Annotated in this window: 31 protein-coding genes; 23 read left to right on the top strand and 8 right to left on the bottom strand. The window is 65.1% G+C overall.

The window, feature by feature from the left end; translation table 11 throughout:
- The first annotated feature begins 44 nt into the window (after positions 1-44).
- On the top strand, positions 45-1,259 hold the full coding sequence (locus AC1DQQ_RS02875) for an MFS transporter (protein WP_478044206.1): 1,215 nt from the start codon (positions 45-47) through the stop codon (positions 1,257-1,259).
- On the opposite strand, the gene AC1DQQ_RS02870 is transcribed toward AC1DQQ_RS02875, so the two are convergent.
- Positions 1,256-1,894 (bottom strand): trimeric intracellular cation channel family protein, encoded by a 639-nt coding sequence (locus AC1DQQ_RS02870; RefSeq protein WP_478044205.1) that lies wholly within the window; start codon positions 1,892-1,894, stop codon positions 1,256-1,258. The two genes, AC1DQQ_RS02875 and AC1DQQ_RS02870, sit on opposite strands and share 4 nt — an antisense overlap.
- Before the next feature lie 1,461 nt (positions 1,895-3,355).
- Between AC1DQQ_RS02870 and AC1DQQ_RS02865 the strand changes: the two genes are divergently transcribed.
- From AC1DQQ_RS02865 to AC1DQQ_RS02855, 3 genes are all read left to right on the top strand, one after another.
- Positions 3,356-3,661 (top strand): glycine zipper 2TM domain-containing protein, encoded by a 306-nt coding sequence (locus AC1DQQ_RS02865; RefSeq protein WP_478028205.1) that lies wholly within the window; start codon positions 3,356-3,358, stop codon positions 3,659-3,661.
- A gap of 65 nt (positions 3,662-3,726) precedes the next feature.
- Complete coding sequence (locus AC1DQQ_RS02860) at positions 3,727-4,155, top strand: OsmC family protein (RefSeq protein ID WP_478028203.1); 429 nt, start codon at positions 3,727-3,729, stop codon at positions 4,153-4,155.
- A gap of 168 nt (positions 4,156-4,323) precedes the next feature.
- Positions 4,324-4,890, top strand: a complete 567-nt coding sequence (locus AC1DQQ_RS02855) for a glycine zipper 2TM domain-containing protein (RefSeq protein ID WP_478028201.1) — start codon at positions 4,324-4,326, stop codon at positions 4,888-4,890.
- A gap of 64 nt (positions 4,891-4,954) precedes the next feature.
- On the opposite strand, the gene AC1DQQ_RS02850 is transcribed toward AC1DQQ_RS02855, so the two are convergent.
- Together AC1DQQ_RS02850 and AC1DQQ_RS02845 are read right to left on the bottom strand one after the other, a co-directional pair.
- Entirely contained in the window at positions 4,955-5,317 is a 363-nt protein-coding gene (locus tag AC1DQQ_RS02850) for a hypothetical protein (RefSeq protein WP_478028200.1), read from the bottom strand.
- 52 nt (positions 5,318-5,369) lie between these two features.
- A complete protein-coding gene (locus tag AC1DQQ_RS02845; protein WP_478044204.1) occupies positions 5,370-5,645 on the bottom strand; it encodes a hypothetical protein in 276 nt (91 codons plus the stop codon).
- 60 nt (positions 5,646-5,705) lie between these two features.
- Between AC1DQQ_RS02845 and AC1DQQ_RS02840 the strand changes: the two genes are divergently transcribed.
- From AC1DQQ_RS02840 to AC1DQQ_RS02810, 7 genes are all read left to right on the top strand, one after another.
- Positions 5,706-6,488 carry a hypothetical protein gene (locus tag AC1DQQ_RS02840; RefSeq protein ID WP_478044203.1) on the top strand — a complete coding sequence of 261 codons (783 nt, stop codon included), beginning with the start codon at positions 5,706-5,708 and terminating at the stop codon, positions 6,486-6,488.
- Between the two features lie 326 nt (positions 6,489-6,814).
- A complete protein-coding gene (crcB, locus tag AC1DQQ_RS02835; RefSeq protein ID WP_478044202.1) occupies positions 6,815-7,186 on the top strand; it encodes a fluoride efflux transporter CrcB in 372 nt (123 codons plus the stop codon).
- Positions 7,183-8,454 (top strand): RluA family pseudouridine synthase, encoded by a 1,272-nt coding sequence (locus AC1DQQ_RS02830; RefSeq protein ID WP_478044201.1) that lies wholly within the window; start codon positions 7,183-7,185, stop codon positions 8,452-8,454. The genes crcB and AC1DQQ_RS02830 overlap by 4 nt, the downstream gene beginning before the upstream one ends.
- A complete protein-coding gene (locus AC1DQQ_RS02825; RefSeq protein WP_478044200.1) occupies positions 8,454-9,050 on the top strand; it encodes an FMN-binding negative transcriptional regulator in 597 nt (198 codons plus the stop codon). Before AC1DQQ_RS02830 ends, AC1DQQ_RS02825 begins: the two co-directional genes overlap by 1 nt.
- Positions 9,047-9,718: an HAD-IA family hydrolase gene (locus AC1DQQ_RS02820; RefSeq protein ID WP_478028192.1), complete on the top strand. Its 672-nt coding sequence runs from the start codon at positions 9,047-9,049 to the stop codon at positions 9,716-9,718. The genes AC1DQQ_RS02825 and AC1DQQ_RS02820 overlap by 4 nt, the downstream gene beginning before the upstream one ends.
- Positions 9,715-9,966, top strand: coding sequence for a hypothetical protein (locus AC1DQQ_RS02815; RefSeq protein ID WP_478028190.1), 252 nt, complete (start codon positions 9,715-9,717; stop codon positions 9,964-9,966). Before AC1DQQ_RS02820 ends, AC1DQQ_RS02815 begins: the two co-directional genes overlap by 4 nt.
- Complete coding sequence (locus AC1DQQ_RS02810) at positions 9,963-10,646, top strand: ATP12 family chaperone protein (protein ID WP_478028188.1); 684 nt, start codon at positions 9,963-9,965, stop codon at positions 10,644-10,646. Before AC1DQQ_RS02815 ends, AC1DQQ_RS02810 begins: the two co-directional genes overlap by 4 nt.
- 152 nt (positions 10,647-10,798) lie before the next feature.
- On the opposite strand, the gene gmk is transcribed toward AC1DQQ_RS02810, so the two are convergent.
- Positions 10,799-11,404: a guanylate kinase gene (gene gmk / locus AC1DQQ_RS02805; protein ID WP_478028187.1), complete on the bottom strand. Its 606-nt coding sequence runs from the start codon at positions 11,402-11,404 to the stop codon at positions 10,799-10,801.
- Positions 11,405-11,486: 82 nt separating this feature from the next.
- Positions 11,487-11,690: a hypothetical protein gene (locus tag AC1DQQ_RS02800; RefSeq protein ID WP_478044199.1), complete on the bottom strand. Its 204-nt coding sequence runs from the start codon at positions 11,688-11,690 to the stop codon at positions 11,487-11,489.
- A gap of 264 nt (positions 11,691-11,954) precedes the next feature.
- On the opposite strand from AC1DQQ_RS02800, the gene AC1DQQ_RS02795 reads away from it, so the two are divergent.
- Positions 11,955-12,227: an ArsR/SmtB family transcription factor gene (locus tag AC1DQQ_RS02795; protein ID WP_478028184.1), complete on the top strand. Its 273-nt coding sequence runs from the start codon at positions 11,955-11,957 to the stop codon at positions 12,225-12,227.
- Positions 12,224-12,703 carry an SRPBCC family protein gene (locus tag AC1DQQ_RS02790; protein ID WP_478044198.1) on the top strand — a complete coding sequence of 160 codons (480 nt, stop codon included), beginning with the start codon at positions 12,224-12,226 and terminating at the stop codon, positions 12,701-12,703. The genes AC1DQQ_RS02795 and AC1DQQ_RS02790 overlap by 4 nt, the downstream gene beginning before the upstream one ends.
- A gap of 124 nt (positions 12,704-12,827) precedes the next feature.
- On the opposite strand, the gene fumC is transcribed toward AC1DQQ_RS02790, so the two are convergent.
- Both fumC and AC1DQQ_RS02780 read right to left on the bottom strand, forming a co-directional pair.
- Positions 12,828-14,219 (bottom strand): class II fumarate hydratase, encoded by a 1,392-nt coding sequence (gene fumC, locus AC1DQQ_RS02785; protein ID WP_478044197.1) that lies wholly within the window; start codon positions 14,217-14,219, stop codon positions 12,828-12,830.
- Between the two features lie 38 nt (positions 14,220-14,257).
- Positions 14,258-14,932, bottom strand: coding sequence for a methyltransferase family protein (locus AC1DQQ_RS02780; protein ID WP_478044196.1), 675 nt, complete (start codon positions 14,930-14,932; stop codon positions 14,258-14,260).
- A gap of 180 nt (positions 14,933-15,112) precedes the next feature.
- Here AC1DQQ_RS02780 and AC1DQQ_RS02775 point away from each other — a divergent pair, with 180 nt between their 5' ends.
- Positions 15,113-16,423: an HD-GYP domain-containing protein gene (locus AC1DQQ_RS02775; protein WP_478028176.1), complete on the top strand. Its 1,311-nt coding sequence runs from the start codon at positions 15,113-15,115 to the stop codon at positions 16,421-16,423.
- Positions 16,424-16,688: 265 nt separating this feature from the next.
- Here AC1DQQ_RS02775 and AC1DQQ_RS02770 read toward each other — a convergent pair whose 3' ends face one another.
- Positions 16,689-17,165: an SspB family protein gene (locus AC1DQQ_RS02770; RefSeq protein ID WP_478028174.1), complete on the bottom strand. Its 477-nt coding sequence runs from the start codon at positions 17,163-17,165 to the stop codon at positions 16,689-16,691.
- 71 nt (positions 17,166-17,236) lie between these two features.
- Here AC1DQQ_RS02770 and hisB point away from each other — a divergent pair, with 71 nt between their 5' ends.
- The 9 genes from hisB to AC1DQQ_RS02725 all read left to right on the top strand — a co-directional run bounded on the left by hisB (position 17,237) and on the right by AC1DQQ_RS02725 (position 23,216).
- Positions 17,237-17,824 carry an imidazoleglycerol-phosphate dehydratase HisB gene (gene hisB, locus AC1DQQ_RS02765; RefSeq protein ID WP_478028173.1) on the top strand — a complete coding sequence of 196 codons (588 nt, stop codon included), beginning with the start codon at positions 17,237-17,239 and terminating at the stop codon, positions 17,822-17,824.
- Positions 17,824-18,135, top strand: coding sequence for a YciI family protein (locus AC1DQQ_RS02760; protein WP_478028172.1), 312 nt, complete (start codon positions 17,824-17,826; stop codon positions 18,133-18,135). The genes hisB and AC1DQQ_RS02760 overlap by 1 nt, the downstream gene beginning before the upstream one ends.
- Complete coding sequence (gene hisH, locus AC1DQQ_RS02755; protein ID WP_478028171.1) at positions 18,132-18,737, top strand: imidazole glycerol phosphate synthase subunit HisH; 606 nt, start codon at positions 18,132-18,134, stop codon at positions 18,735-18,737. The genes AC1DQQ_RS02760 and hisH overlap by 4 nt, the downstream gene beginning before the upstream one ends.
- 1 nt (position 18,738) lies before the next feature.
- Positions 18,739-19,473, top strand: a complete 735-nt coding sequence (gene hisA, locus AC1DQQ_RS02750; RefSeq protein ID WP_478028169.1) for a 1-(5-phosphoribosyl)-5-[(5-phosphoribosylamino)methylideneamino]imidazole-4-carboxamide isomerase — start codon at positions 18,739-18,741, stop codon at positions 19,471-19,473.
- 142 nt (positions 19,474-19,615) lie between these two features.
- The gene (gene hisF / locus AC1DQQ_RS02745; RefSeq protein WP_478028168.1) at positions 19,616-20,383 is read left to right on the top strand and encodes an imidazole glycerol phosphate synthase subunit HisF; all 768 of its coding nucleotides are present in this window, start codon (positions 19,616-19,618) and stop codon (positions 20,381-20,383) included.
- Positions 20,384-20,549: 166 nt separating this feature from the next.
- Positions 20,550-20,768 carry a hypothetical protein gene (locus AC1DQQ_RS02740; RefSeq protein ID WP_478028166.1) on the top strand — a complete coding sequence of 73 codons (219 nt, stop codon included), beginning with the start codon at positions 20,550-20,552 and terminating at the stop codon, positions 20,766-20,768.
- 32 nt (positions 20,769-20,800) lie between these two features.
- Positions 20,801-21,121 (top strand): phosphoribosyl-ATP diphosphatase, encoded by a 321-nt coding sequence (locus AC1DQQ_RS02735; protein ID WP_478028165.1) that lies wholly within the window; start codon positions 20,801-20,803, stop codon positions 21,119-21,121.
- Positions 21,121-21,498, top strand: a complete 378-nt coding sequence (locus tag AC1DQQ_RS02730) for an HIT domain-containing protein (RefSeq protein WP_478028163.1) — start codon at positions 21,121-21,123, stop codon at positions 21,496-21,498. The genes AC1DQQ_RS02735 and AC1DQQ_RS02730 overlap by 1 nt, the downstream gene beginning before the upstream one ends.
- Before the next feature lie 98 nt (positions 21,499-21,596).
- Positions 21,597-23,216 carry an amino acid permease gene (locus AC1DQQ_RS02725; RefSeq protein ID WP_478028161.1) on the top strand — a complete coding sequence of 540 codons (1,620 nt, stop codon included), beginning with the start codon at positions 21,597-21,599 and terminating at the stop codon, positions 23,214-23,216.
- The last annotated feature ends 114 nt before the right edge of the window (positions 23,217-23,330 follow it).

Genomic DNA, 23,330 nt, shown 5'->3' with positions numbered 1-23,330 from the left:
CCTAAGTGTCGGCACCTGTGCCGGGACGGCGCGTTGTCCCCGGCATGAACCACCTGTCTTCGCAAACCCAGGCTCGGCGCGGCACCGCGGCGGCGATGGGACTGATCGCGATCGGCTTTGCCGGCAGCACGATGATCACGCCGCTTTATGCCTTGTATCAGGCACAGTTCGGCTTCTCCGCCGTCGTGCTGACGATCGTCTATGCCGCTTATGTCATCGGCAATCTCTCAGCGCTGCTGTTCCTCGGCCGGCTGTCGGATCGCATCGGCCGACGCCCGATCGCCTTCGCCGCGATCGGCCTGTGCCTGGTCGCGGCGTCGGTCTTCCTGACAGCGCACAGCACGGCATGGCTGTTCGCGGGACGCGTCGTCAGCGGCCTCGCCGTTGGGCTAGCATCGGGCACCGGCACTGCCTGGCTGGTCGACCTCCGACCCGACGACCGCCCCCGCGCGACCCTGCTCGCGATCCAGGCCAACATGGCGGGGATTGGCCTGGGGCCGTTGATCGCAGGGCTGCTCGCGAGCTACGCACCGCTGCCGCTTGCCCTGCCCTTTCTGGTCTATGGCGCCGCTATCGCCACGGTCGCCGTGATAGTGACGCGGACTCGCGAGACGGTCTCAACCCGCGCGATCGACGCCGCGTTGTTCCGCCCGCAATTCGCGCTGCCGCAGGACGCGCGCGCCGCCTTTGTCGCGCCCGCCATCACCTCGTTCGCCACGTTCGCCTTTGTCGGTTTCTACGCGGCGCTGGTGCCGTCGATCCTGCACCAGGCGATGCATCTCGCCAGTCCGGCGATCAGCGGCGCGATCCTGGCGCAATTGTTCGCGGTCGCCGCCGCGACGATGCTGGCGACGCGGCGCCTGTCGAGCCGGATGGCGATGCTGAGCGGGTTGGTGACGATCGCGCCGGCGCTCGCGCTGCTGGTCCTCGCTCAGTCGCAGCAGAGCCTCGCATTGTTGATGCTGGGAACGACATGTGGCGGCATCGCACTGGCGCTCGGCTATCGCGGCAGCCTCGAGATCGTCAACACGATCGCACCCGCCGACCGCCGCGCCGGCTTGGTGTCGGTCTATCTGGTGATCTGCTTCATCGGCAATTCGCTTCCGGTGATCGGCGTCGCCATGGTCGGCGCCGTCGCCGGACCGGTCAGGGCCAGCGAGATCTTCGCCGGCGTCATGCTCGTACTGGCCGGGGTGGCGTTCCTCACCGGGCGGCGCTTTGCCCCGCGTCGCCCAACTCGAGCTTGCGAAGCGCGCTAGCCGGTCTCGCCCTTGCGATAGGCCGGCAGCGCCAGCTTCCAGCGCAGCGCCGCCGCGCGCAGGCTGAACCCGGCGACGGCGGCAATCCCGGCGGCGACCGGCAACGGCACGCCGAGCAGCCCCAGTGCGACATAAGAGCCCGACGCCAGCGCCGCCGCGGTGACATAGATTTCGGGCCGCATGATAATCGACGGCTCGCCCGCCAGCACGTCGCGGATGATCCCGCCGACGCAGGCCGTCACCACGCCCATCAGCGCCGCCGGCACCGGAGGCACGCCGAACCCTATCGCCTTGGCCGCGCCGAACACGGCATAAGCTGCCAGCCCGACCGCATCGAACCAGTCTAGCGCCGCCCCACGCCACCATCTGACGGGAGTCAGCCACACCGCGAAGGCAACCGCGAGACACGCCGCCGCCGCGCGGCTGTCATGGATCCAGAATACCGGCGCCCCGATCAACAGATCGCGCACCGTCCCGCCGCCGACGCCGGTGACGAGCGCGAAGAAGCAAAGCGTGACCATCGTCTGCCCGCGCCTCGCCGCGGCCAGCGCGCCCGACGCGGCGAACACGACGAGCCCGGCAAGGTCGAGCCACGGCGCGATCGCCGGGAGCCATTCTGGGGTGTGGGGGAGCATCGGACGAAGGGTAGCGCGACGAACCAGGCTTCGCCACAGGGTTTGAGTTCTGCAAAGCCCGGATGACGAACCAAAGGTGTCTAGGCTCCCCCAAACGTAAACGGTGCTTATCCCCTAAGAGCGAGGGTAAGGTGTTCCCCGCAAAAAGTGCATCCCGTACGTCAGCCGGCGCCCGCTAGCGGATCTCAAGGCGCTCGCGGCAAGCAAGCTCGGAAGATAATTCCCTCTCCCGCTTGCGGGAGAGGGAGGGACCCGCCGCCGAAGGCGGTGGGAGGTGAGGGTCTTCTTTCTTCTTGAATTCCAGCTGCTTGAAAGAAGAAAGAAGACCCTCACCCAACCCTCTCCCGTATACGGGAGAGGGCTAAAGATAAATGAGGGCGGAATCGGGGGAGCAGGGGTGGACAGCCGACTATGTCGCCAGTCCCCAAACGCAATTGGGGAGCCGGTGTTGCCACCGACTCCCCTGTCGCCGGACTTCGATCCGCTCATCACGTCTTGCGACCTGACCGCGCTTTCTGGTTTCGGCGGCTCGCTACGCCCGTGCTGTCCGAAGACGGCGCCAGGTTTCGCGCTTTGCTCCGTTCGGATCGTCTTGCGACGCTCCTCCCTTTGCACCGCTCCGATCGAATTGTCCGAAGACACTTCTCCCTTCGCGGATCGCTCCACCCCTCAGACCCGAAAGTCCCAGGAATCTCGCGTTTGCTTCGTTCAGATCGTCTTGCGACGTTCTTCCCTCGGCTCCGTTCCGGCCGAACCACCCGAAGGCATTTCGTCCATCGCGGTTTGCTCCACCTGGCTGGCCCGAAAGCTACCCTGGTATCGCGCCGTTCCGTTCGGTTTGATCCGAAGACCCACCTGAGCTTCCCGGGTCGGTCGTCGGGGCCGGGTGCGATCATCCGAAGAGTCTCAGCAACCCGGCCACCGGCGGCCTACGAAGATAGTTTGCCGAAGCATCCTGTCTTCGCTTTGTCGCCTCGGTGCCCTTTTCATTTTCCCGGTTGCCCGGTTCATGAACAGCATTCCGTTGCGACCCGCGATCATTCCGCCCGAAAGCTTCCTGATCACGTTCGGTTCGTCAGATGCATAGTCCGGCCGTCGCGCTTGCGCGCTCCATTCGGACACAGCAGCGCTGCCGTCCCTCCCTCGAAACCGCCTTCCTCCCCTTGCGGGTCGGATGCATCTTCTCGAAGATCAAGTTCTTGAACTTTCTTCCGATTTCTCGGTGAACCGCTCTCGTTCCTGATGTCATCATGCTGTCACCAAAGCCGAGTCGCACCAAGCACGAAACACGTACCCGCCCCTGTGGATAACGTGGATAACGTGCACAGATGGCAGAAGCGTTGAAACAAAGTGTCGCGCGATCATTTCGTCCCGGATTCGGCACGCCATGCAACCCAATCGCTGCGCGAACGTTACGCACCCGGCATTGAATCACATCCATTACCAAGCAAGGGAAACAATATGCGTAAAGTTCTGCTCGCGCTCAGCGCAGCGTCGATGGTCACCTCGGCGGTCATTCCGCTCACGCAGGCCGATGCCCGTCGCTCGCAATATCGCGAATGGCGCGGCCGTGACGGCCGCACCTATTGCCGCCGCTCGAACGGCACCACCGGCCTGGTGGTCGGCGGCGTGGCCGGTGCATTGATCGGCCATGGTGTCGCCGGCCGCGGCGACAAGACGCTCGGCACGATCGTCGGCGGCGTCGCCGGCGCGTTCGGTGGTCAGGCGATCGACAAGACGATCACCAAGAAGCGTCGTTGCCGCTAAGGCGATACGATTAAAATGGGGCGCGGTTCGCAAGGACCGCGCCCTTCTTCTATGAGGAATGCATCATGCCCACACGCAGCGGCTCGGCAAAATACGAAGGCTTCGGCAAGGACGGTGTCGGCCACGTCTCGACCCAATCCGGCGTCCTCAGCGACCAGAAATACGGCTTCAACACCCGCTTCGGCGACGAACCCGGCACCAATCCCGAGGAGCTGATCGCGGCGGCGCATGCCAGTTGCTTCACCATGGCGCTCAGCTTCGCACTCGCTCGCGAGGGCTTTACCGCCGGCACGCTCGAAACCAACGCTAAGGTGACGCTCGACAAGCAGGGCGAAGGTTTCGCGATCACGCGTTCGGACCTGACGCTCGCCGCTCATATCGAGGGTATCGACGAGGCTCAATTCGCGCGCATCGCCGCCGACGCCAAGGCCAATTGCCCGGTGTCGAAAGTGCTCAATGCCGAGATCACGCTGACCCACACGCTCAACGGCTGACGTGTTTTTTCAGCTTCGCTGATACGGTGCCAGCCCGCGACCGTTTCAGCTTCCTGAAACGGCATCACGCCAACTGTCGCTCCGATGAACGCGAGGTAGTTCTACGTTCACGCAACCTCCCGGCCGTGCGGTTTGTTTTAACCGCACCCAAACAACGGGAGAATGATGATGCGACGGCTAATCATGGCCGCCCTGGCCACCAGCGTGACGATTACCCCGATCGCGGCGATGGCCCAGGACAATCCGTACCAGGCGCGCAAGGAATATCGCGACGAGGTCCGCGACGCCAACAAGGATTACCGCAAGGATTTGCGTCATGCCGACAATTGGCGCGACGTCCAGCGCGCGAATCGCGAGCGCAACGGCGAGATTCGCGATGCGCGCAGGGATTACCGCAGGGACACGCGCGACTGGCGCCGCTATCGCTCGTACGACTGGAACCGGACGGAGCCGGGTCAGCGATATTATTATGCCGACCGCTATTATCGCGACGGCCGCTATTATCGTCCCTATCACCTGAGCCGGAACGACCGCGTCTATCGCGGCTATGACGGACGCTATTATTGCCGACGTTCGGACGGCACGACTGGACTGATCGCCGGCGCGGCGCTGGGCGGGCTGCTTGGCAACGCCCTGTCGAATGGACGCTCGGCGACATTCGGCACCCTGCTCGGCGTCGCGGGTGGTGCGGCGCTGGGGTCCTCGATCGACCGCGGCCGGGTGCAGTGCCGCTAAGATCCTGATCGTTCAGGCGATAAAAATGCGAGGGTCCGGTCCCCGACCGGGCCCTCGTTTCGCGTCAGTTCGCGCTCGAGACGGGTGTCGTGCCGTTGAAGCGGATCGTGACGAATGAGGCGTCGCACAGATTGACCGCCGGGAAGACAGCGGAACTAGTGTCCGCGAAGGTCGCCTTGATTTCCCATTTGCACTGCGACGCGGCCTTGTCGAAATGGACCGTATTTCGGCCGCCGACCTTGAAGTTCTTGGGCTTCTCGCCTTCGTCGACCTTGTTCTTCTGCCATTGATTGGCACCGGCCGGCGACAGTTCGATCAGCGTGATTTCCTTGCCGGAATTGTTGATCAGGATGAAATCCCAAGCGTCAGCATAAGCGGGAGCGGCCAGCCCCAGCATCGCGACGCCCACCCCGAAACGGTAGCGCATATGACGTCCCCTAAGCCTCCCGCCTCTAAGCGGACGGGCGCGCGGGACTATCTTACAGGATGCCGCCGCCGAGGAACAGGCGGAACGCGGCAATCGCCATCAGGACGAGGTTGATGATCAGCCCCGCCTTATTCTTCGACAGCGCGCCGAATAGCAGCCCAACCGCACCGATCAGCAGCCCGAGCCAGTTCAGCCAGCCCAGAAAAGGGATCAAGGCGACGAGCGTGACGACCAGCAGGATCACGCCGATGATGATCGAGAGCACATTGAGCATGTCGCGTCGTATGTGGGCAATACACTTCGGGCGCAAGTCCAATGTCGTCATCATAGGCCGTTTCTTAACCACTTCGCAGGCATGGCGAGCGCCGAACCGATCGGAGTTTTTTGGGTGGGCATCACCTTTCGCAATCTGGCCTGGGCACTTGCCCCGCTCGCGCTCGCCGCGTGCGGATCGAAGCCGCCCGCCGACAGCAATATCGACTCGCTCGATGCCGAACTGGCCGGCGGCAATACGACAGGCAATAGTCGCGACCCGGCGATGATGAGCGCGCTCCAGGATCAGATCATGGTCGATCCCGCGCTGACCGGTCAGGCCAACAACGACGCCGTCCGCCCGCCGCAACAGCCCTATTCGGGGGCGACCCCGCCCGATTCGGTGGCGCCGTCCAAGACCGACGGCATCAATGTCGCCGACGGCACCGGTTCGTCGAGCGGCGGCAGCAAACCGGCCCCTGCCCCGGCCGGCGACTGTCCGCAATGCAAGGTCAGGCGCGATTCGGTGACACTGGGAGCACTGGCACAGCGCCAAGCCGACAAGCGCACATCGGGCTGCGCGCGTGGTCTGCAATATTCGACCGCTTGGGTGCAGCGCCTGCCCGCCGACATCCCGCTCTATCCCGACGCCCGGGTCGACGAAGCGGCGGGTGTCGCCGGCAATGGCTGCGCGCTTCGCGTCGTCAGCTTCTCGACCGGCGCCTCGGTCCAGACGGTACTCGATTATTATTATGGCCGCGTCACTGCCGCCGGCTATTCGGCCGAACATCAGGCCGATGGCGGCCAGCACGTGCTGGGCGGCGTCCGCGGCAAGGACGGCGGCGCCTATGTCATTTATGTCGAAAAGCGCGGTGACGGCAGGACCGAAGTCGATTTAGTCGCAAATAACGGGAACTGATTGGGTTCTCATCTCTTCTAGCCGCTTCAGCATCGACGCGAGCTCACCCTCCCGATAACGGACAGCAAGGGTCACGCCGTTCGCGTCGATGCTGAAACCGATCGCCACCAAGTGGCGATCGACCCGGCGAAGGCCGGGGCCCATCAAGCGACCTCATCAGAATTCGTCATGCCGGGCTTGTCCCGGTATCCAATGCGCAACAACGGCTTGATTCCGTTGTGGAGGGTTGGCCCCGGCACAGGGCCGGGGTGACGATTAGCATGGCGCGCACTCCTCTTCCCAAACCGCCGTTTGTCCGAATGCCCGCGTGCGGCTACAGCGCGCGAATGAATTTCCTTCTCGTCATGGCCGGCGGTGCCCTGGGCAGCGCCGCGCGCTACCTCGTCGGCAAGCTGACGCTCGGCTGGTTCGGGCCCGATTATCCCTGGGGTACGCTTGCGGTGAACCTGATCGGCGGGTTCCTGATGGGCACGCTCGCCGGCATGCTGGCGCGCACCGGCGGCAGCGAACATGCTCGCCTGCTGCTCGGCGTCGGGGTGCTGGGTGGCTTCACCACCTTTTCCGCTTTCTCGCTCGACACCGTGCTGATGATCGAACGCGGGCAATTGGGTATGGCGATTGCGTATGTATTGGTCTCGGCGATCGGCTCGATCCTCGCGTTGTGCGCCGGCCTGCACCTGATCCGGGCGGTGGCATGAGCGAGATCCGCACCTTCATCGTCGCGCCCGATGACGACGACATCCGGCTCGATCGCTGGTTCAAGCGGCATTTGCCCGACACCAGCTTCACCACCGTCGCCAAATGGGCGCGCACCGGCCAGTTGCGCGTCGATGGCGCGCGCGCGGCGCCGGGCGACCGCATCGCCGCGGGCCAGACCTTGCGCTTTCCGCCGCCCGAGCCGGTCCCGGTGGCGGGCAAGCCCAAGCGCGAACGCCCTCCCCTCACCGACGAAGAGATCGCCTTTGCGCGCGAATTGGTGATCCATCAGGACGCCCAGGCCTTCGTGCTCAACAAGCCACCCGGGCTGGCGACGCAAGGCGGGACCAAGACCCTCCAGCATGTGGACGGGCTGCTCGACGCGCTGCAGTTCGACAATGAGGGGCGGCCCAAGCTGGTCCACCGGCTCGACAAGGACACGTCGGGCGCCCTGCTCGTCGCGCGTACCTCACGCGCCGCGGCGTTCTTCGCCAAGGCGTTTTCGGGCCGCACCGCCAAGAAAGTCTATTGGGCGCTGGTCGTCGGCGTGCCGTCGATCGAGGACGGCATGATCGAGCTGCCGATCGCCAAACAGCCGGGTACCGGCGGCGAGAAAATGCATGTCGACGAAGCCGAGGGTCAGCCCGCACGGTCGCGCTATCGCGTGATCGAGCGCGCCGGCAACCGCGCCGCCTGGGTCGAGTTGCAGCCGTTCACCGGTCGCACGCATCAATTGCGCGTCCATATGGCGGCGATCGGCCATCCGATCGTCGGCGACGGCAAATATGGCGGTCCCGAAGCCTTCCTGACCGGCGGGATCAGCCGCAAGATGCACCTCCATTCGCGGCGCATCGCGGTCGACCATCCCGATGGCGGCAAGATCGATATCGAGGCCGAATTGCCGACCCATTTCGCGGAAAGCCTGGCCGGTCTGGGGTTCGACCAGATGGCGGGCAACATGATGCCGCTCGACGAACCGGCTCCACCGACCAGGCAGGTGAAAAAGGCCTGGGCGAAGGCGCACGCCAAGACGGTGCGCAAGGAACGCAAGGGCGAACGCCGCAGCCGCGGTGCCGCTGTCGAGCCACGCAAATCTGGGTCACGTCCCAAGCCTGCAAATGCCAAGCCCACGGGATCCAAGCCTTCGGGCAGCAAACCCGCGGGTTCCAGATCGGCGGGTCCCAAGCCTGGAAGTCGCAAGTCGTCAGGTCCCCAGTCTTCGGGGCCCAAGCCCGCAAGCCCCAAGGGGCCGCCTCGCAGGGGCCGCTGATGCATCCCAATGCCGCGTTCCGCTGGGAAGATCGCGACGCGATGCGCGCATTGGTCGCCGAGCTCGGCTTCGGCGCGTTGTTCTGTGCGACGCCCGACGGGCCGCGCGTCGCGCATGTGCCGGTCGTGTGGCTCGACGACGCGACCCTCGGCCTCCATCTGGCGCGCGGCAACGGCATCGCCCGTCATCTCGACGGCGCGACCGCCTTGTTCGTCGCGCAAGGGCCCGACGGCTATGTCAGCCCCGATTGGTACGGGCTCGACAACAATCAGGTGCCGACCTGGAATTATGTCGCGGTCGAACTCGAAGGCACGATGCGGCGGATAGAGCATGACGCGCTGGTCGCGCAGGTCGATCAATTGACTACCCAACAGGAAGGCCGGCTCGACAAGGCGCCATGGACGCGTGGCAAGATGGATCCGGCCATGTTCGGCAAGATGACGAGCGCGATCACCGGCTTCCGGCTGGAGATCGCCGCGTGGCGCGGTACGCTCAAGCTCGGCCAGAACAAGCCCGAAGCGGCGCGGCGGGCGGCCGCCGATGGCGTCGAGGCGTCGGGACGGCGCGGCATCGCGCACTGGATGCGCAACGCGTGAGCAGTCCGACGACGAGACTGGCGATCTTCGATTGCGACGGGACATTGGTCGACAGCCAGGCCAATATCTGCCGCGCGGTGGAAGAGGCGCTGACCGAAGCGCGGGTCGAGGTGCCGTCGCGCGACCGCATCCGCCGCATCGTCGGGTTGAGCCTGGTCGAAGCGATGCAGGCGCTGCTGCCCGACGCATCCGACGTGGATCACCGTCGGCTGGCGCAAGCGTATAAGGACAAGTTCTTCGCGATGCGGACGAGCGGCGCGCTCGCCGATGAACCGCTGTTCGACGGCATCGACGCGATCGTCGAGCAACTCGCCGGCGATGGCTGGATGCTGGGGGTCGCCACCGGTAAATCCGATCGCGGGCTCGACCATATCCTGACCGCGCACGGCCTGAAGCACCATTTCGTCACCTTGCAAACCGCCGACCGCCATCCGTCCAAGCCGCATCCGTCGATGATCGCGGCGGCGATCGCCGAGGCCGGCGCAGACCCGGCGCGTACGGTGATGATCGGCGACACCAGCTTCGACATATTGATGGCAGTCAATGCCGGGGTCCGCGCGGTGGGAGTCGCCTGGGGCTATCACCCCGCCGACGAGCTGGTCGCCGCGGGCGCGCATGGCGTCGCGCTCGCCGTCGCCGATTTGCCGCATCATCTGGAGGCACGATGACCGATTCCGCAATCCAATCCCGCAATCGCTGGCTGATCATCACCGCGATCCGTTTGCTCGCCATCGCCGGCGCAGTGTTCGCGGTGATCCTGATCGGCCGGGCGCCTACCTGGCCGCCAAAAGTGCTGGGCGTCGCGATCGTACTGTCGGCGCTCTACATGTCCTGGGCGGTTCCAGCCTCGCTCGCGCATCGCTGGCGCACACCCGACGAAGACGCGCCCAAGCGGACGACCAAGACGCGGCGATGAAGCGGTTCTGGAAGACTGTGACGGTCGACGCCGAGCGTGGCGTGCGGCTCGACGAGCGGCCCGTGCGCACCCCTGGTCGCGTGCCGCTATTGCTGCCGACCGACATGTTGGCCGAAGCGGTCGCCGACGAATGGCGCGAAGTAACGGATGATATCGACCCGCGCGCGATGCCGCTGACCGGCCTGGCCAATGCCGCGATCGACCGTATCGCACCCGATCCCGCCGCCTTCGCTGCTGGCCTCGCCGCTTATGGCGAGAGCGATCTCCTCTGCTATCGCGCCGAGAGCCCGCCCGACCTGGTCGCGCGTCAGGCCGCTTTGTGGGATCCGCCGCTCGATTGGGCGCGCGACCGCTATGACGTCCATTTCGAGATCGTCATCGGGGTGATCCACCGGCCCCAGCCCGAGGCGACGATCGCGCGGCTGGGCGCCGCGATCGCCACGCGCCGCCCGTTCGAGTTGGCGCCGCTGTCACCGATCGTGACGATCACCGGGTCGCTGGTCCTGGCGCTCGCGCTCGCCGAGCGCGCGATGGAGGCCGAAGCGGTCTGGGCGGCCGCCAATCTCGACGAGGACTGGCAGGCCGAGCACTGGGGCGAGGACGATCTGGCAGTCAAAGCGCGCGAGACCCGCCAGCACGACTTCGCGGCGGCCGCGCGGTTTCTGAGCCTCGTCAGCTAACCCCTAATTCGTCATGCCGGCCTTGTGCCGGCATCCACCGCGCGACAAACCCTAACAGTTCAGGATACGCGGCACGGTGGATCCCGGGACAAGCCCGGGATGACGGGCGAAATTGTGGCGGGCGAGCACCTCATCACCCAGCGCCGACTTGGTCAATTATCCGGCAGCTTGCGAATGAACCCGATCAGCCCACGCTGGCGCGACCGCTTCAACCGTTCGGCGGTCAGGATCGTCTGGACGCACTCGAAACAATCGTCGAGATCGTCATTGACCAGGACATAGTCATAGCCGTCCCAGTGGCTGACCTCGGCCTGCGCGCGCTCCATGCGACGCTCGATGATTTCCTGGCTGTCGGTATTGCGCCCCTCGAGCCGCTCGCGCAGCGTCTTCAGGCCCGGCGGCAGGATGAACACGCGGACGACGTCACCGCCGGCGAGCTGGAACAATTGCTGCGCGCCCTGCCAGTCGATGTCGAACAAGATGTCCTGTCCGGCCTCGAGATCCTTGAACACCGTCTCGCGCGGCGTGCCATAGCGCTGGTCGAACACCCGCGCCCATTCGAGGAAAGCGTCGTCCTCGACCATGTCCTTGAACGTATCTGTGTCGACGAAATGATATTCGCGCCCCTCCTGCTCGCCCGGGCGAATCGGCCGGGTGGTGTAGGAGATCGACATCTTCAGCCGGCCGTTCTCTTCCGCCAGCAGCCGGTTGGCGATGGTCGACTTGCCCGCGCCGGACGGCGAGGACAGTACGAACATCAAGCCACGGCGCTTGAAGCCCGGCGGCTGCGAGGAACGGTGATCGACCATGCGCGCTAGTGGCGTGCGCGCAGGGGGCGCGTCAAGCGCTGGCGGGTTCGTTCCCGAACTTGCGCATCAGATAGCGTGCCCCGAGCACCGCGCCGCCAAGCACGATCGCGGCGGGAACGACTCGCCTGGCGACCTTCCATGTCGCGACCCCGGCGAGCGCCCCGAGCGTTCCGCCTTCGCCGTCGCGCTGATCGATGTTGCGGCCGATGGCAGCGGCGATGAGGTCTCCGATCACGCAGTATCTCCTTGAAATATCTGTGATTGAAAGCCGGAGTGCGTGGAAGGTTCCCACACCGTCATCCCAGCGAAAGCTGGGATCTCAAGCCATATGGCGCCTTCACTTGAGACCCCAGCTTTCGCTGGGGTGACGGGAAAATGCGCCCACAAACACTAAAGCACTTGCTAAAGTGTTTTGCCCGGAATACTTAAGTGCATGCTTAACGAATCACCTTCCCTCGATCGCGTCTTCCACGCCCTCGCCGATTCCACGCGGCGGGCGATGGTGGAAAGGCTCGCGCTTCGGCCGATGTCGGTGAGCGAACTGGCGTCCCCCTTCGCCATGTCGCTCCCCGCCGTCATGCAGCACCTCGCGGTGCTCGAGGAATCGGGGCTGGTCCGGTCGCACAAGGCCGGGCGGGTCCGGACCTGCCGCATCGACACCGAAACGTTCGGCCTGGTCGAACGCTGGACCGCCGATTGCCGCAGCGAGTGGGAGAACCGGCTCGATAAGCTGGAGGACTATATCAACACCCTGAAAGGACAGCAGAAATGACCGAGAAGACGATCATCCGCCCGGAACCGCTCGTGATCGAGCGCCATTTCGATGCGCCCCGCGCCATCGTGTTCCAGGCCTGGACGACGGCCGAGCATATGAAAAACTGGTTCAGCCCCGAACATTTCACCACGCCCGAGGCGGTCATCGAATGCCGCGCGGGCGGCCGCTTCGACCTCTGCATGCAGGCACCCGACGGCCAGAAATTCTGGAACCATGGCCGCTTCATCGACGTGGTCGAGAATGAAAGCCTGTCGTTCGAGGCCGGCGCGCATGTCGACGACAGCGGCAACGCCCCGTTCGCGGTGCGGACCTACGTGACCTTCACCGACGACGGCGACGGCTCGCTGATGTCGGTGCGCCAGGAATATGAGATCTACGACGAGGCCGCCAAAGCCATGATTGGCGGCGCGCCCGAGGGTTGGCGGACCACGCTCAACAAGCTCGAAGCCGAGGTGGCTCGGATCAAGGGGTAACCTGTGGGAAAGCCCCTCCCCTTCAGGGGAGGGGTTGGGGTGGGGCAGTGCGGCAGGCGACACTCTCTGCGAGGCATCCCCCACCCCCAACCCCTCCCCTGAAGGGGAGGGGCTGCAATGATTCTCACCGCCCGACCATATCCTCGGCCCGCACCACGCGATCGAACGTCGCTTCATCGACCAGCCCCAAATCCAGCCCCGCTTCCTTCAACGTCATCCCCTCGGCGTGCGCATGCTTAGCGATCTTCGCGGCATTATCGTAGCCGATCTCGGGCGCCAACGCGGTCACCAGCATCAGCGAGCGATCGACCAGTTCGGCGATCCGCCGCCGGTCCGGTTCGAGCCCCTCGACACAGCGCTCGGCGAAACTCTCCATCCCGACCGCCAGCAGATCGATCGAGCGCAGCACCGCCGCTCCGATCATCGGCTTGAACACGTTGAGCTCGAGATGCCCCTGCATCCCGCCGACCGTCACCGCCTGATGATTGCCGATCACTTGCGCCGCGACCATCGTCAGCATCTCGCATTGGGTCGGATTGACCTTGCCCGGCATGATCGAGCTGCCCGGTTCGTTGGCGGGCAACATCAGTTCGCCGATCCCCGAGCGCGGGCCCGAGCCGAGCAGGCGGATATCGTTGGCGATCTTGGTCAGCGCGACCGCCAGGCTGTTCAACCGCCCCGAGAAATCGACCAACGTGTCGTTCGACGCCAGCGCCTCGAACTTGTTGGGCGCGGTCTCGAACGCGAAGCCGGTCAGATCGGACAGCTCGGCGGCGACCGCCGGGCCGAAAACCTTCGGCGCGTTGAGCCCCGTTCCCACCGCGGTGCCGCCCTGCGCGAGCTTGGACAGGCCATGCTCGATCAGCGGAACCAACCGCGTCCGCGCCAGACGCACTTGCGCATAATAACCCGAAAACTCGTCGCCGAGCGTCAGCGGCGTCGCGTCCTGAAGATGCGTGCGGCCGATCTTGACGATGTCCTGCCACGCCTGGGTCTTGGCGAGCAACGCCGCCTCCAGCCGCTCGATCGCCGGCACCAGCCGCCGCGTCGCCGCCAATGCTGCCGCGACATGCAGCGCGGTCGGGAAGCTGTCGTTCGACGACTGGCTCATGTTGACGTCGTCGTTCGGGTGGATCGGCGTCTTGCCGCCGCGCGTGCCGATCAGCATCTCGTTGGCGCGGCCGGCGATCACTTCGTTGACGTTCATGTTCGATTGCGTGCCGCTGCCGGTCTGCCAGATGACCAGCGGAAACTGGTCGTCGAGCTTGCCCGCGACCACTTCCGCCGCCGCAGCTTCGATCGCGTCGGCCTTGTCCGCCGCCAGCCCATGTGCGCGGTTCACCCGCGCCGCCGCCTGCTTCACCAAAGCGAGCGCATGAACGATCGCGTTCGGCATTCGCTCGCGCTCGCCGAACGGGAAATTCTCGATCGATCGCTGCGTCTGCGCGCCCCAATAGGCGGTCGCGGGCACCTCGATCGCGCCGATCGAATCGGTTTCGGTGCGGGTTTCGGTCATCGCGCAGGCTCCTCGTGACGGGAGCGCCCGATTTGGCGTTACCAGATGCCGGGCACAAGCCTTGCCCGCACGCGGCCGGCATAGTCCCGATAACCCGGTAGCTTGTCGTGGAGCAGCCGGTCTTCCCACGCAGTACGGACGGCAAGCAGGACCGACGCGATCGCGGCCGGCACCAATCCCCACCACGACGCCAGCGCCAGCGATATTCCCAGGAACATCGCCACCGCGGCACTGTAGCCGGGGTGGCGGACGAAGCGATAAGGGCCGGTGTCGATCACGCGCTGATACCGTTCCGACTGGATGCGCACGCCGGGCTCGAAGAACGGGTTGACCGCCTGCGCCCAGGCGGTGACCACGATCCCACCGAGCAGGGCGGAATAACCGATCACGACCAGCCACAGCGGCACGTGCGACCAATGCGCCCTCCCTGCGTCAATGCTCGCGACGGGAATGGTCACGACCATCGCGGTCAGGATCACCGCTACCAGCGGCAAGTCCCAGCGCTCGGTCCCCGGCTGGAAGCGACTGCGCGCGCGAAAGATGACCGGATTGACCTTGGCGAGCGCCAACCCGGATGCCGCGAACCCGATCACCAGCGCGGCGACGAAAATCCAGCCAGGCACCCAGAGAATATCGCCGGCCGGCAGGAAGACGAGCAACAACAGCGAGATCGGCAGCGCGACCGCATAAGCGATCGCCGTTGCGCGTGACATTGGTGTCGGATCTTGCGGCTGTGGTTGAGCCATATCCACCCTACGCCGCCGCGCTCCCCTAGTTCCGGTGGGGTCATACTCGATCCGGCCGAGCCACAGTACGACCACCGCCATATCCTCGAATAGAAAAACACAGCGAAAGTAGTAAGTTGTCAACCGCTGTCGATTATCCACGCCAGCATGCAGCGTCGCGTCCCGCTCTCTTTGCTTCGGCCGGGCATGTTCATCCACGGCATTGAGGGCTCCTGGCTCAGCCATCCGTTCTGGCGCCGCCGCTTCCTGCTACGCTCGGACAGCGACATCGCCGCCTTGCGCGACGCCGACATCGCCTTCGTGACGATCGACACCGCGCGGGGACTCGCGCCGATCGAAGAGCCCGAACCGATCATCATCACCGAACCCGTGGTCGCCAATGTCCCCACGGGCATCACCGCCGAGCGCGAGCGCGCCGCCGACATCGTCGCGCGGACCAGGGAAATCATCCGCGGTGTTTTCGAGGGTGCCCGATTGGGCAAGGCGATCGACTCCGATCAGGTCGCCGCGGTCGTCGACGAGATTTCCGAATCGGTACAACGCAACGCTTATGCCCTGATCAGCATCGTCCGGCTCAAGTCGAAGGACGATTATAGCTATCTGCATTCGATCGCGGTGTGCGCGCTGATGGTCAATTTCGCCCGCCATCTGGGGTTGCCCGACGACACCGTGCGCGAATTCGGCCTGGCCGGGCTGGTACACGACATCGGCAAGATGGACGTGCCGTCCGAGATCCTCAACAAGCCCGGCCGGCTGACCGATGAGGAATTCGCCATCGCGAAGCTCCATCCCGAGCGCGGCTGCGCGATCCTCGATCGGGCGGACGCCATTCCCGCCACCGCGATCGACGTCTGCCGCCATCATCACGAAAAGATCGACGGCACCGGCTATCCGTTCGGGCTGAAGGGGAGCGAGATCAGCCTGGCGGCGCGGATGGGCGCTATCTGCGATGTCTATGACGCCTTGACGTCGGATCGCGCGTACAAGGATGCCTGGTCACCGATCGAGGCGGTGACCGCGATGCACGGCTGGCGCGGCCAGTTCGATCGCGACCTTTTATTCACCTTCTATCAAAGCATTGCAGTGTTCCCGGTCGGCATGGTCGTCCGCCTTCGCTCGCAGCGTTTGGCGATCGTACTGTCCAATGGCCGCCGCGCAAGTCGGCCCCGGCTGCGCGTCTTCTACGACACCGCCGCAAACAGCCTGGTCGATCCACGCGACATCATTTTGGCCGATGACGACGCGTGCAAGACCGTCATCCGCGCGGAGAATCCCGCCGATTGGGGAGCGCATGATTGGCCCGCGCTTTGCGTGCATCTGCTGCAGGAGAGCGATAAGCTCGACCGCGACGTGATCGAGCGGCTGTGGGCGGGGGTCGAAGCGACGGCGGGGGAAACGGTCGAGATGCCTGCTACCGATCGCGTCTCGCGTTGGCGGCCGAGTCAACGGCTCGATTGAGTTAGGTCGTTACCCGTCTCCTTCGTCATGCCGGGCTTGTCCCGGCATCCACCGTGCAACATCGCCTCAGCTCGCGAATGGAGGAGTGCCCCCCAGCGCAGGGCCGGGTTGTCGGCGGGAAATGAGGCTAATTCACCGCGCTAAGCAGACATCCTCGGGCCGTCACGGAAGTAAATTCCGTGACGTCGGACGCGGCTTTGCCGCGCCGGCCGGCCGTTCGCGTCACCATAGGTGACCGCCGCGCGAGCCGCGCGGCTCGCTCCGGCTACTTCTTCCTTTTGAAATCGACGCTGACGACGTTCGAGCCGTCATCGACGCGCTCGACATGGTCGTTCTCGGCCTCGTCATGCGGCTCGGGACCGTCTGGGCCTTCCTGCGCCTGGAAGCGGAGTTCGAAATTGACCGCCGGATCGTGAAAGCCGGTGATCGCCGAATAGGGAATGTCGAGCTTCGACGGCACCTGGTTGAAGCTCAGCCCGACCGAGAATCGCTCGTCATCGACTATCAGGTCCCAATAGCGATTCTGCAGGACGATCGTCATCTCGTCCGGGAATCGCTCGATCAGGCGTTCGGGGATGCTGACACCCGGCGCCTGGGTCTTGAATGTAATGTAGAAATGGTGCTCGCCGGGCAGCCCGCCACCGGCCGCAACCGAGCCGAGCACGCGGCCGACCACGGCGCGCAAGGCCTCTTGCACGATCTCATCATACGGAATCAGGCTATCGGGCAGTCCATCACTCATATGCCTTGGGTAGCCGATGCGAGCGTCGGGTCAAGATTGCATGACGTGCAACACACCCATATGGGGGCGCGATGCGCACCGCGACGATCAACCGCAAGACGAGCGAGACGTCGATCGACGTCACCGTCAACCTCGACGGGACCGGCAGCTATGCCGTGTCGACCGGCATCGGTTTCTTCGACCATATGCTCGAACAATTGTCGCGCCACTCGCTGATCGACCTCGAGGTCAAGACCGTGGGCGACCTCCATATCGACCAGCACCACACGGTCGAGGATACCGGCCTCGCGATCGGTGAGGCGATCAACAAGGCGTTGGGCGAAAAGCGCGGCATCCGCCGCTATGCCGATGCGCTGTCACCGATGGACGAGACGCTGACCCGGGTCGCGCTGGATATTTCGGGTAGGCCGTACCTCGTATGGAAGACCGAATTCTCGCAAAAACGCCTCGGTGAGATGGACACCGAGATGTTCGAACATTTCTTCCACTCGTTCGCGCAGACCGCCGGGATCACGCTCCACATCGAGACGCTGTACGGCTCGAACAATCATCATATCGCCGAGGCCGCGTTCAAGGGCCTGGCCCGGGCGCTGCGCGAGGCGATCGAGATCGATCCGCGCAAGGCCGATACGATCCCCTCGACCAAGGGGACGTTATGATGCCGGCGACCAACGCCGATGCGCCGGTCTGCCTGATCCTGATCAATTACGTCGTTTCGCTCGACGAGGTCGATCGGCACATGAAGCCGCATATCGACTGGCTCGAGCGCGGCTATGTCGAGGGGCTGTTCCTGATGTCGGGGCGCCGTGAACCGCGCACCGGGGGTGTGATCATCTGCCGCGGGCAAAAGGCCGAGGTGGAAGCGCTCGCCGCCAGCGACCCGTTCGTGACCAGCGGCGCGGCGACGATCGAGGTGATCGAGTTCAATGCGAGTTGGGCGGCCGAAGCGGTCGCTCCTCTGTTCGCGTGACGCTCGCGCTGATCGATTACGGCGCGGGAAACCTCCATTCGGTCGCCAACGCGCTGAAGGCGGCAGGCGCACAGGACATCGCGATCACCGCCGATCCCGAACTGGTGCGCGGCGCCGACCGGATCGTGCTCCCCGGCGTCGGCGCGTTCGGCGCCTGCTCCGCAGCGCTGCGCTCTGTGCCGGGAATGATCGACGCGCTCGACCAGCGCGTGCGGCGCGATGGCGCGCCGTTCCTGGGCATTTGCGTCGGCATGCAGCTGATGGCGGACGTCGGTGAGGAAATGGGCGAGCATGACGGCCTCGGCTGGATCAAGGGCCGCATCCGCCGCCTGTTGCCGTCCGATCCCACGGCCAAGGTACCGCATATGGGCTGGAACGATGTCCGGCTAACCGCCCCTCACCCGCTAATCGAGGCAGGCGAGGCCTATTTCCTGCACTCTTATGCGTTCGAGGGCGACGATGTGATCGCCACGACCGATCATGCCGGCTCGGTCGTCGCCGCGATCGCCCGCGACAATATAGCGGGCGTGCAATTCCACCCCGAAAAGAGCCAGCGCTACGGGCTGGAATTGTTGAAGAGGTTCCTGACATGGCGGCCGTGAAATGAGCCTGATCATCTTCCCGGCGATCGACCTCAAGGGCGGCAATGTCGTGCGCCTGGCCGAGGGCGATATGGATCGCGCGACGATCTATGGCGACGATCCCGTGGCGCAGGCGATGGCCTTCGCCAATGCCGGGTCGCAGCATCTCCACATGGTCGACCTCGACGGCGCGTTCGCGGGTGAGTCGGTCAATGGCGACGTTGTCCGCGCGGTGGTCGCTGCCTTTCCGGGCCACGTCCAATTGGGCGGCGGGATCCGCGACCGAGCGGCGATCGAAGGTTGGTTCGACGTCGGCGTCTCGCGATTGGTGATCGGCACCGCCGCCCTCGACAATCCCGAACTGGTGCGTGAGGCCGCGCGCGATTTCCCGGGCGGTATCGTCGTCGCGGTCGACGCCAAGGACGGCATGGTCGCGACGCGTGGCTGGGCCGATGTCTCGGATGTCTCGGTCGAAGACATGGCACGCCGATTCGAGGATGCCGGGGTCGCCGCCTTGCTGTTCACCGATGTCGGGCGCGACGGCCTGCTCAAGGGCTGCAACGTCCAGGCGACGGTCGATCTGGCGCGCGCGGTCGACATTCCGGTCATCGCCTCGGGCGGAGTCAGCGGGGTCGCCGACATCCACATGCTCGCGCTCCACGCCCGCGACGGGATCGAGGGCGTGATTACCGGCCGCGCATTGTACGACGGCCGCCTCGACCTTGCGACCGCGATCGCGGTGGCGGAGGCGGCGTGAGAATCCCCTCTCCCCGTGGGAGAGGGAGGGGCCCGCTCGGCGCAGCCGAGTGGGAGGGTGAGGGCAGCACGCTTTTCTCACTCCTGCCCTCACCCTTCCGCCGCTTCGCGGCTCCCTCCCTCTCCCACAGGGAGAGGGATTTATGACCGTTCGCGCCCGCGTCATCCCTTGCCTCGACGTCGCCAATGGCCGCGTGGTCAAGGGCGTCAACTTCGTCGATCTGCGCGACGCCGGCGATCCGGTCGAGCAGGCGCAGGCCTATGACGCCGCCGGCGCCGACGAACTCTGCTTCCTCGACATTACCGCCAGCCACGAAGCGCGCGGCACCATCCTCGATGTCGTGCGGCGCACCGCCGAAGTCTGCTTCATGCCGGTGACGGTCGGCGGCGGCGTGCGCTCGGCCGAGGATGCCCGCGCCTTGCTGCTCGCCGGCGCGGACAAGGTCGCGGTCAATTCCGCCGCGGTGGCGCGGCCCGAACTCGTCAGCGACATCGCCGAGCGCTTCGGCAGCCAATGCTGCGTCGCTTCGGTCGATGCGCGGCGCACTGCCGACGGTTGGGAAGTCTTCACGCATGGCGGCCGCAAGCCGACCGGGATCGATGCGGTCGCCCATGCGCTGCGCCTCGCCGAACTCGGCGCCGGCGAGCTGTTGATCACCAGCATGGACCGCGACGGCACGCGCGACGGTTATGACCTCGAGCTTATCCGTACGATTGCCGACCAGGTCAGCGTGCCGGTAGTGGCATCGGGCGGCGTCGGCGGGCTCGACGACCTCGTCGCCGGGATTCGCGACGGCCATGCCAGCGCCGTGCTTGCCGCAAGTATTTTCCATTTCGGCGAGGCGTCTATCGCCGACGCGCATCGCGCGCTCGCGGCAGCCGGTATCCCGGTCAGAACTCCGATCGTCTAAGATTCGGGTAAGCCGACCCACTCGTCACCCCGGGCTTGTCCCGGGGTCCACTGTGCCGCACACCCGAAACTTGAGGCCATGTTGCGCGGTGGATGCCGGGACAAGCCCGGCATGACGGATGGACGTAGAAACGGCGTTAACCCGCACGCGGTATCAAGCCCTTTCAATGCGCTACGCCCTTGCCCTGCCCCTGCTGTTGATCGCGACGCCCGCGCTCGCCTCGGTGCCGCCGCATAGCGGGGTGATTCACACCCGATCGATGCCCGAACTGTCCGACATCGCGTTATTCGGCATGGCAGTCGCGGGTGTCTGGCTGGCACGTCGCGCACTCCGCAAACGCTTCGCCAAACAGGCCGACACGACCACGACTGCGCCAAAGGATTGACGGCGGCGGCGCGGACAGGCAGCGCTCGCGTCATGAACAACGATCCGCTCGATGCGCTCGACGCGCTGATCCACTCGCGCAAGGGCGAAAGCGCCTCCAGTTCGTACACCGCAGAACTGTTCGTCCGCGGCCGCGCCAAGATCGCGCAGAAGGTCGGCGAGGAAGCAGTCGAAACCGTGATCGCGGCGATGCGCAAGGACAAGAAGGAACTGACCAGCGAGGCCGCCGATCTGGTCTATCACTTGCTTGTCCTGCTCGCGGATTCCGGACTGTGTCTCAACGACGTGCGCAACGAACTGGCGCGGCGTACGGGCACGTCGGGCCTCACCGAAAAAGCCAATCGGAGCCGCTGATGCCGATCGACGCCACCCTGCCCTATGACGACCAGAACATCTTCGCGAAGGTCCTGCGCGACGAGATACCGTCGAAGCGCGTTTACGAGGACGAATGGGCGGTCGCGTTCCACGACATCAATCCGCAGGCGCCGATCCATGTCCTGGTGATCCCGCGCGGGCCGTACGTGTCGTGGGACGATTTCAGTGCCAAGGCGTCGGACGTGGAGATTGCAGGCTTCGTCCGCGCGGTCGGCAAGGTCGCACGCGACCTCGGCCTCGTGGCACCCGGCTATCGCCTGCTCGCCAATGTCGGGTTGCACGGCCATCAGGAGATCGCGCATCTCCACGTCCACCTGTTCGGCGGCCACGCGCTGGGCCCGATGCTCGCGCGCTGAGTTCGTCGCAGGCGTAACCAATAAGGGATTGCGCGCGGGGGTTTTGCGACTAGGCTCCCCCGCCAGCACCAAAATACCACCTTGGGGGTTGGCTATTCATGATTTTTGACCGCGTAAAGTCACTGGACGCGATTCTCGCGACCGCCGAGAAGAAGGGACTCCACCGATCGTTGGGGGCGTTTCAGCTGACCATGCTGGGCGTCGGCGCGGTGATCGGCACAGGCATTTTCGTCCTCACTGCCGTCGCGGCGCAAAAGGCAGGGCCGGGCATGATGCTCAGCTTCATGATCGCCGGGTTCGTGTGCGCAGTCGCCGCGTTGTGCTATTCGGAGCTTGCCTCGATGGTCCCCGTCGCGGGATCGGCCTACACTTACACTTATGCCGTCATGGGTGAAATGCTCGCCTGGATGGTCGGCTGGGCGCTCGTCCTCGAATATGCCCTGGGCGCGAGTGCGGTTGCCGTCGGCTGGTCGAACCATCTAGTCGGTGCGCTAGCAGACAGCGGATTCCATTTTCCCGCGATTATCAGCAACGCGGACGGCTTGATGGCCAAGGTCTCGCTGGCGTTCGGCAGTAAAGCAACGCCTGACCTTCTCGCCGCTGCGCAGCATGGCGGCTATATCAACGTGCCCGCTGTCGTCGTCGTTCTCGCCGTGACGGCGCTGCTGATCAAGGGCACGACCGAAAGCGCGATGGTCAATGCGGTGCTCGTCGTCGTCAAGCTGGTCGCCCTGACCGCCTTCATGGTGCTGACGCTCCCGGCGATGCACACAGCGAATTTCAGCCCGTTCACGCCCACCGGGTTCGGCAATCTGACCAGCGGAACGGGCTATGTCGGCGCGGCCGCATCTATCTTTTTCGCCTATGTCGGTTTCGACGCGGTTTCGACTGCCGCCGAGGAAACCAGGAACCCGCAGCGCAACGTGCCGATCGGATTGATCGGCAGCCTGATGATCTGCACGCTTATCTATCTGCTTGTGGCGGCCGGCGCGATCGGCACGATGGGGGCTCAGCCCGTAACGTCGGCGGCTGGTGCGTTCCTCGCGCCCGGTTCGCCCGAAATGGCAGGACGCTGTACCGCGATCGTGGCGAGCGGAGTGACCGAGCCGCTGGTGTGTTCGAAGCACGCGCTGGTACACGTGCTTCAGACGATCGGCTATCCCGTCATCGGCTGGCTCGTCGGACTTGCAGCGATCATCGCGCTGCCGTCGGTCGTGCTGATGATGATGTTCGGCCAAACGCGCGTATTCTTCACGATGGCGCGTGACGGTCTGCTCCCCGCGTCGTTCGCGAAGGTGCACCCGAAGTTCAGGACGCCGTATGTCGTGACCGCCGTCACCGGCCTTTTCGCTCTCATCTTTGCGGGGCTGCTGCCGGTGGGCAGCCTGGCGGACTATTCGAACTCGGGCACGTTGTTTGCGTTCGCGATGGTGGCGCTGGCGGTGCTGGTGTTGCGGGTCAAAGATCCGACGCGCAAGCGCAGCTTCCGCACGCCGGGTGTATGGATCGTCGCGCCGCTGGCGATCATCGGCTGCATCGTCCTCTATCTTGCGCTGGATACGACGTCGAAGCTGGTCCTGGTGGGCTGGGGCGCGATCGGCTTGGTCGTTTATTTCCTCTACAGTCGCAGCCGCAGCCATGTCGGTCAGGGCATCATCGATGTTCCCGAACACGAAGCATATGGCGAGCTGGAGCCCCCGGTGCCCGGCACCGAGTGAGGGTCTGATCCAGGCAATAAGAAAGGGGCTGGAGTAGCGATACTCCGGCCCCTTTTCTTTTTTAGGCCCTCTCCCGCTTGCGGGTGCACCGGGTCGGTCATGCCCCCGGCATGA

This window comes from Sphingomonas sp. P4_G3, assembly GCF_056401105.1.
The sequence above is the reverse complement of the archived record's forward strand: the minus strand, read 5'-3'. Positions and strand labels throughout refer to the sequence as shown.

Bases quoted from the DNA above. Each gene is read 5' to 3' on its own strand.
- AC1DQQ_RS02775 (WP_478028176.1), top strand. From the start codon at position 15,113: ATGCAGCGTCGCGTCCCGCTCTCTTTGCTTCGGCCGGGCATGTTCATC.
- AC1DQQ_RS02790 (WP_478044198.1), top strand. From the start codon at position 12,224: ATGACCGAGAAGACGATCATCCGCCCGGAACCGCTCGTGATCGAGCGC.
- hisF (WP_478028168.1), top strand. From the start codon at position 19,616: ATGACCGTTCGCGCCCGCGTCATCCCTTGCCTCGACGTCGCCAATGGC.
- AC1DQQ_RS02725 (WP_478028161.1), top strand. From the start codon at position 21,597: ATGATTTTTGACCGCGTAAAGTCACTGGACGCGATTCTCGCGACCGCC.
- AC1DQQ_RS02825 (WP_478044200.1), top strand. From the start codon at position 8,454: ATGCATCCCAATGCCGCGTTCCGCTGGGAAGATCGCGACGCGATGCGC.
- AC1DQQ_RS02845 (WP_478044204.1), bottom strand. From the start codon at position 5,645: ATGATGACGACATTGGACTTGCGCCCGAAGTGTATTGCCCACATACGA.
- fumC (WP_478044197.1), bottom strand. From the start codon at position 14,219: ATGACCGAAACCCGCACCGAAACCGATTCGATCGGCGCGATCGAGGTG.
- crcB (WP_478044202.1), top strand. From the start codon at position 6,815: ATGAATTTCCTTCTCGTCATGGCCGGCGGTGCCCTGGGCAGCGCCGCG.
- AC1DQQ_RS02770 (WP_478028174.1), bottom strand. From the start codon at position 17,165: ATGAGTGATGGACTGCCCGATAGCCTGATTCCGTATGATGAGATCGTG.
- AC1DQQ_RS02815 (WP_478028190.1), top strand. From the start codon at position 9,715: ATGACCGATTCCGCAATCCAATCCCGCAATCGCTGGCTGATCATCACC.
- AC1DQQ_RS02730 (WP_478028163.1), top strand. From the start codon at position 21,121: ATGCCGATCGACGCCACCCTGCCCTATGACGACCAGAACATCTTCGCG.
- AC1DQQ_RS02780 (WP_478044196.1), bottom strand. From the start codon at position 14,932: ATGTCACGCGCAACGGCGATCGCTTATGCGGTCGCGCTGCCGATCTCG.
- gmk (WP_478028187.1), bottom strand. From the start codon at position 11,404: ATGTTCGTACTGTCCTCGCCGTCCGGCGCGGGCAAGTCGACCATCGCC.
- AC1DQQ_RS02740 (WP_478028166.1), top strand. From the start codon at position 20,550: ATGCGCTACGCCCTTGCCCTGCCCCTGCTGTTGATCGCGACGCCCGCG.
- AC1DQQ_RS02760 (WP_478028172.1), top strand. From the start codon at position 17,824: ATGCCGGCGACCAACGCCGATGCGCCGGTCTGCCTGATCCTGATCAAT.
- AC1DQQ_RS02830 (WP_478044201.1), top strand. From the start codon at position 7,183: ATGAGCGAGATCCGCACCTTCATCGTCGCGCCCGATGACGACGACATC.
- hisA (WP_478028169.1), top strand. From the start codon at position 18,739: ATGAGCCTGATCATCTTCCCGGCGATCGACCTCAAGGGCGGCAATGTC.
- AC1DQQ_RS02875 (WP_478044206.1), top strand. From the start codon at position 45: ATGAACCACCTGTCTTCGCAAACCCAGGCTCGGCGCGGCACCGCGGCG.
- AC1DQQ_RS02870 (WP_478044205.1), bottom strand. From the start codon at position 1,894: ATGCTCCCCCACACCCCAGAATGGCTCCCGGCGATCGCGCCGTGGCTC.
- AC1DQQ_RS02865 (WP_478028205.1), top strand. From the start codon at position 3,356: ATGCGTAAAGTTCTGCTCGCGCTCAGCGCAGCGTCGATGGTCACCTCG.
- AC1DQQ_RS02850 (WP_478028200.1), bottom strand. From the start codon at position 5,317: ATGCGCTACCGTTTCGGGGTGGGCGTCGCGATGCTGGGGCTGGCCGCT.
- AC1DQQ_RS02860 (WP_478028203.1), top strand. From the start codon at position 3,727: ATGCCCACACGCAGCGGCTCGGCAAAATACGAAGGCTTCGGCAAGGAC.
- AC1DQQ_RS02795 (WP_478028184.1), top strand. From the start codon at position 11,955: ATGGTGGAAAGGCTCGCGCTTCGGCCGATGTCGGTGAGCGAACTGGCG.
- hisB (WP_478028173.1), top strand. From the start codon at position 17,237: ATGCGCACCGCGACGATCAACCGCAAGACGAGCGAGACGTCGATCGAC.
- AC1DQQ_RS02735 (WP_478028165.1), top strand. From the start codon at position 20,801: ATGAACAACGATCCGCTCGATGCGCTCGACGCGCTGATCCACTCGCGC.
- AC1DQQ_RS02810 (WP_478028188.1), top strand. From the start codon at position 9,963: ATGAAGCGGTTCTGGAAGACTGTGACGGTCGACGCCGAGCGTGGCGTG.
- AC1DQQ_RS02855 (WP_478028201.1), top strand. From the start codon at position 4,324: ATGCGACGGCTAATCATGGCCGCCCTGGCCACCAGCGTGACGATTACC.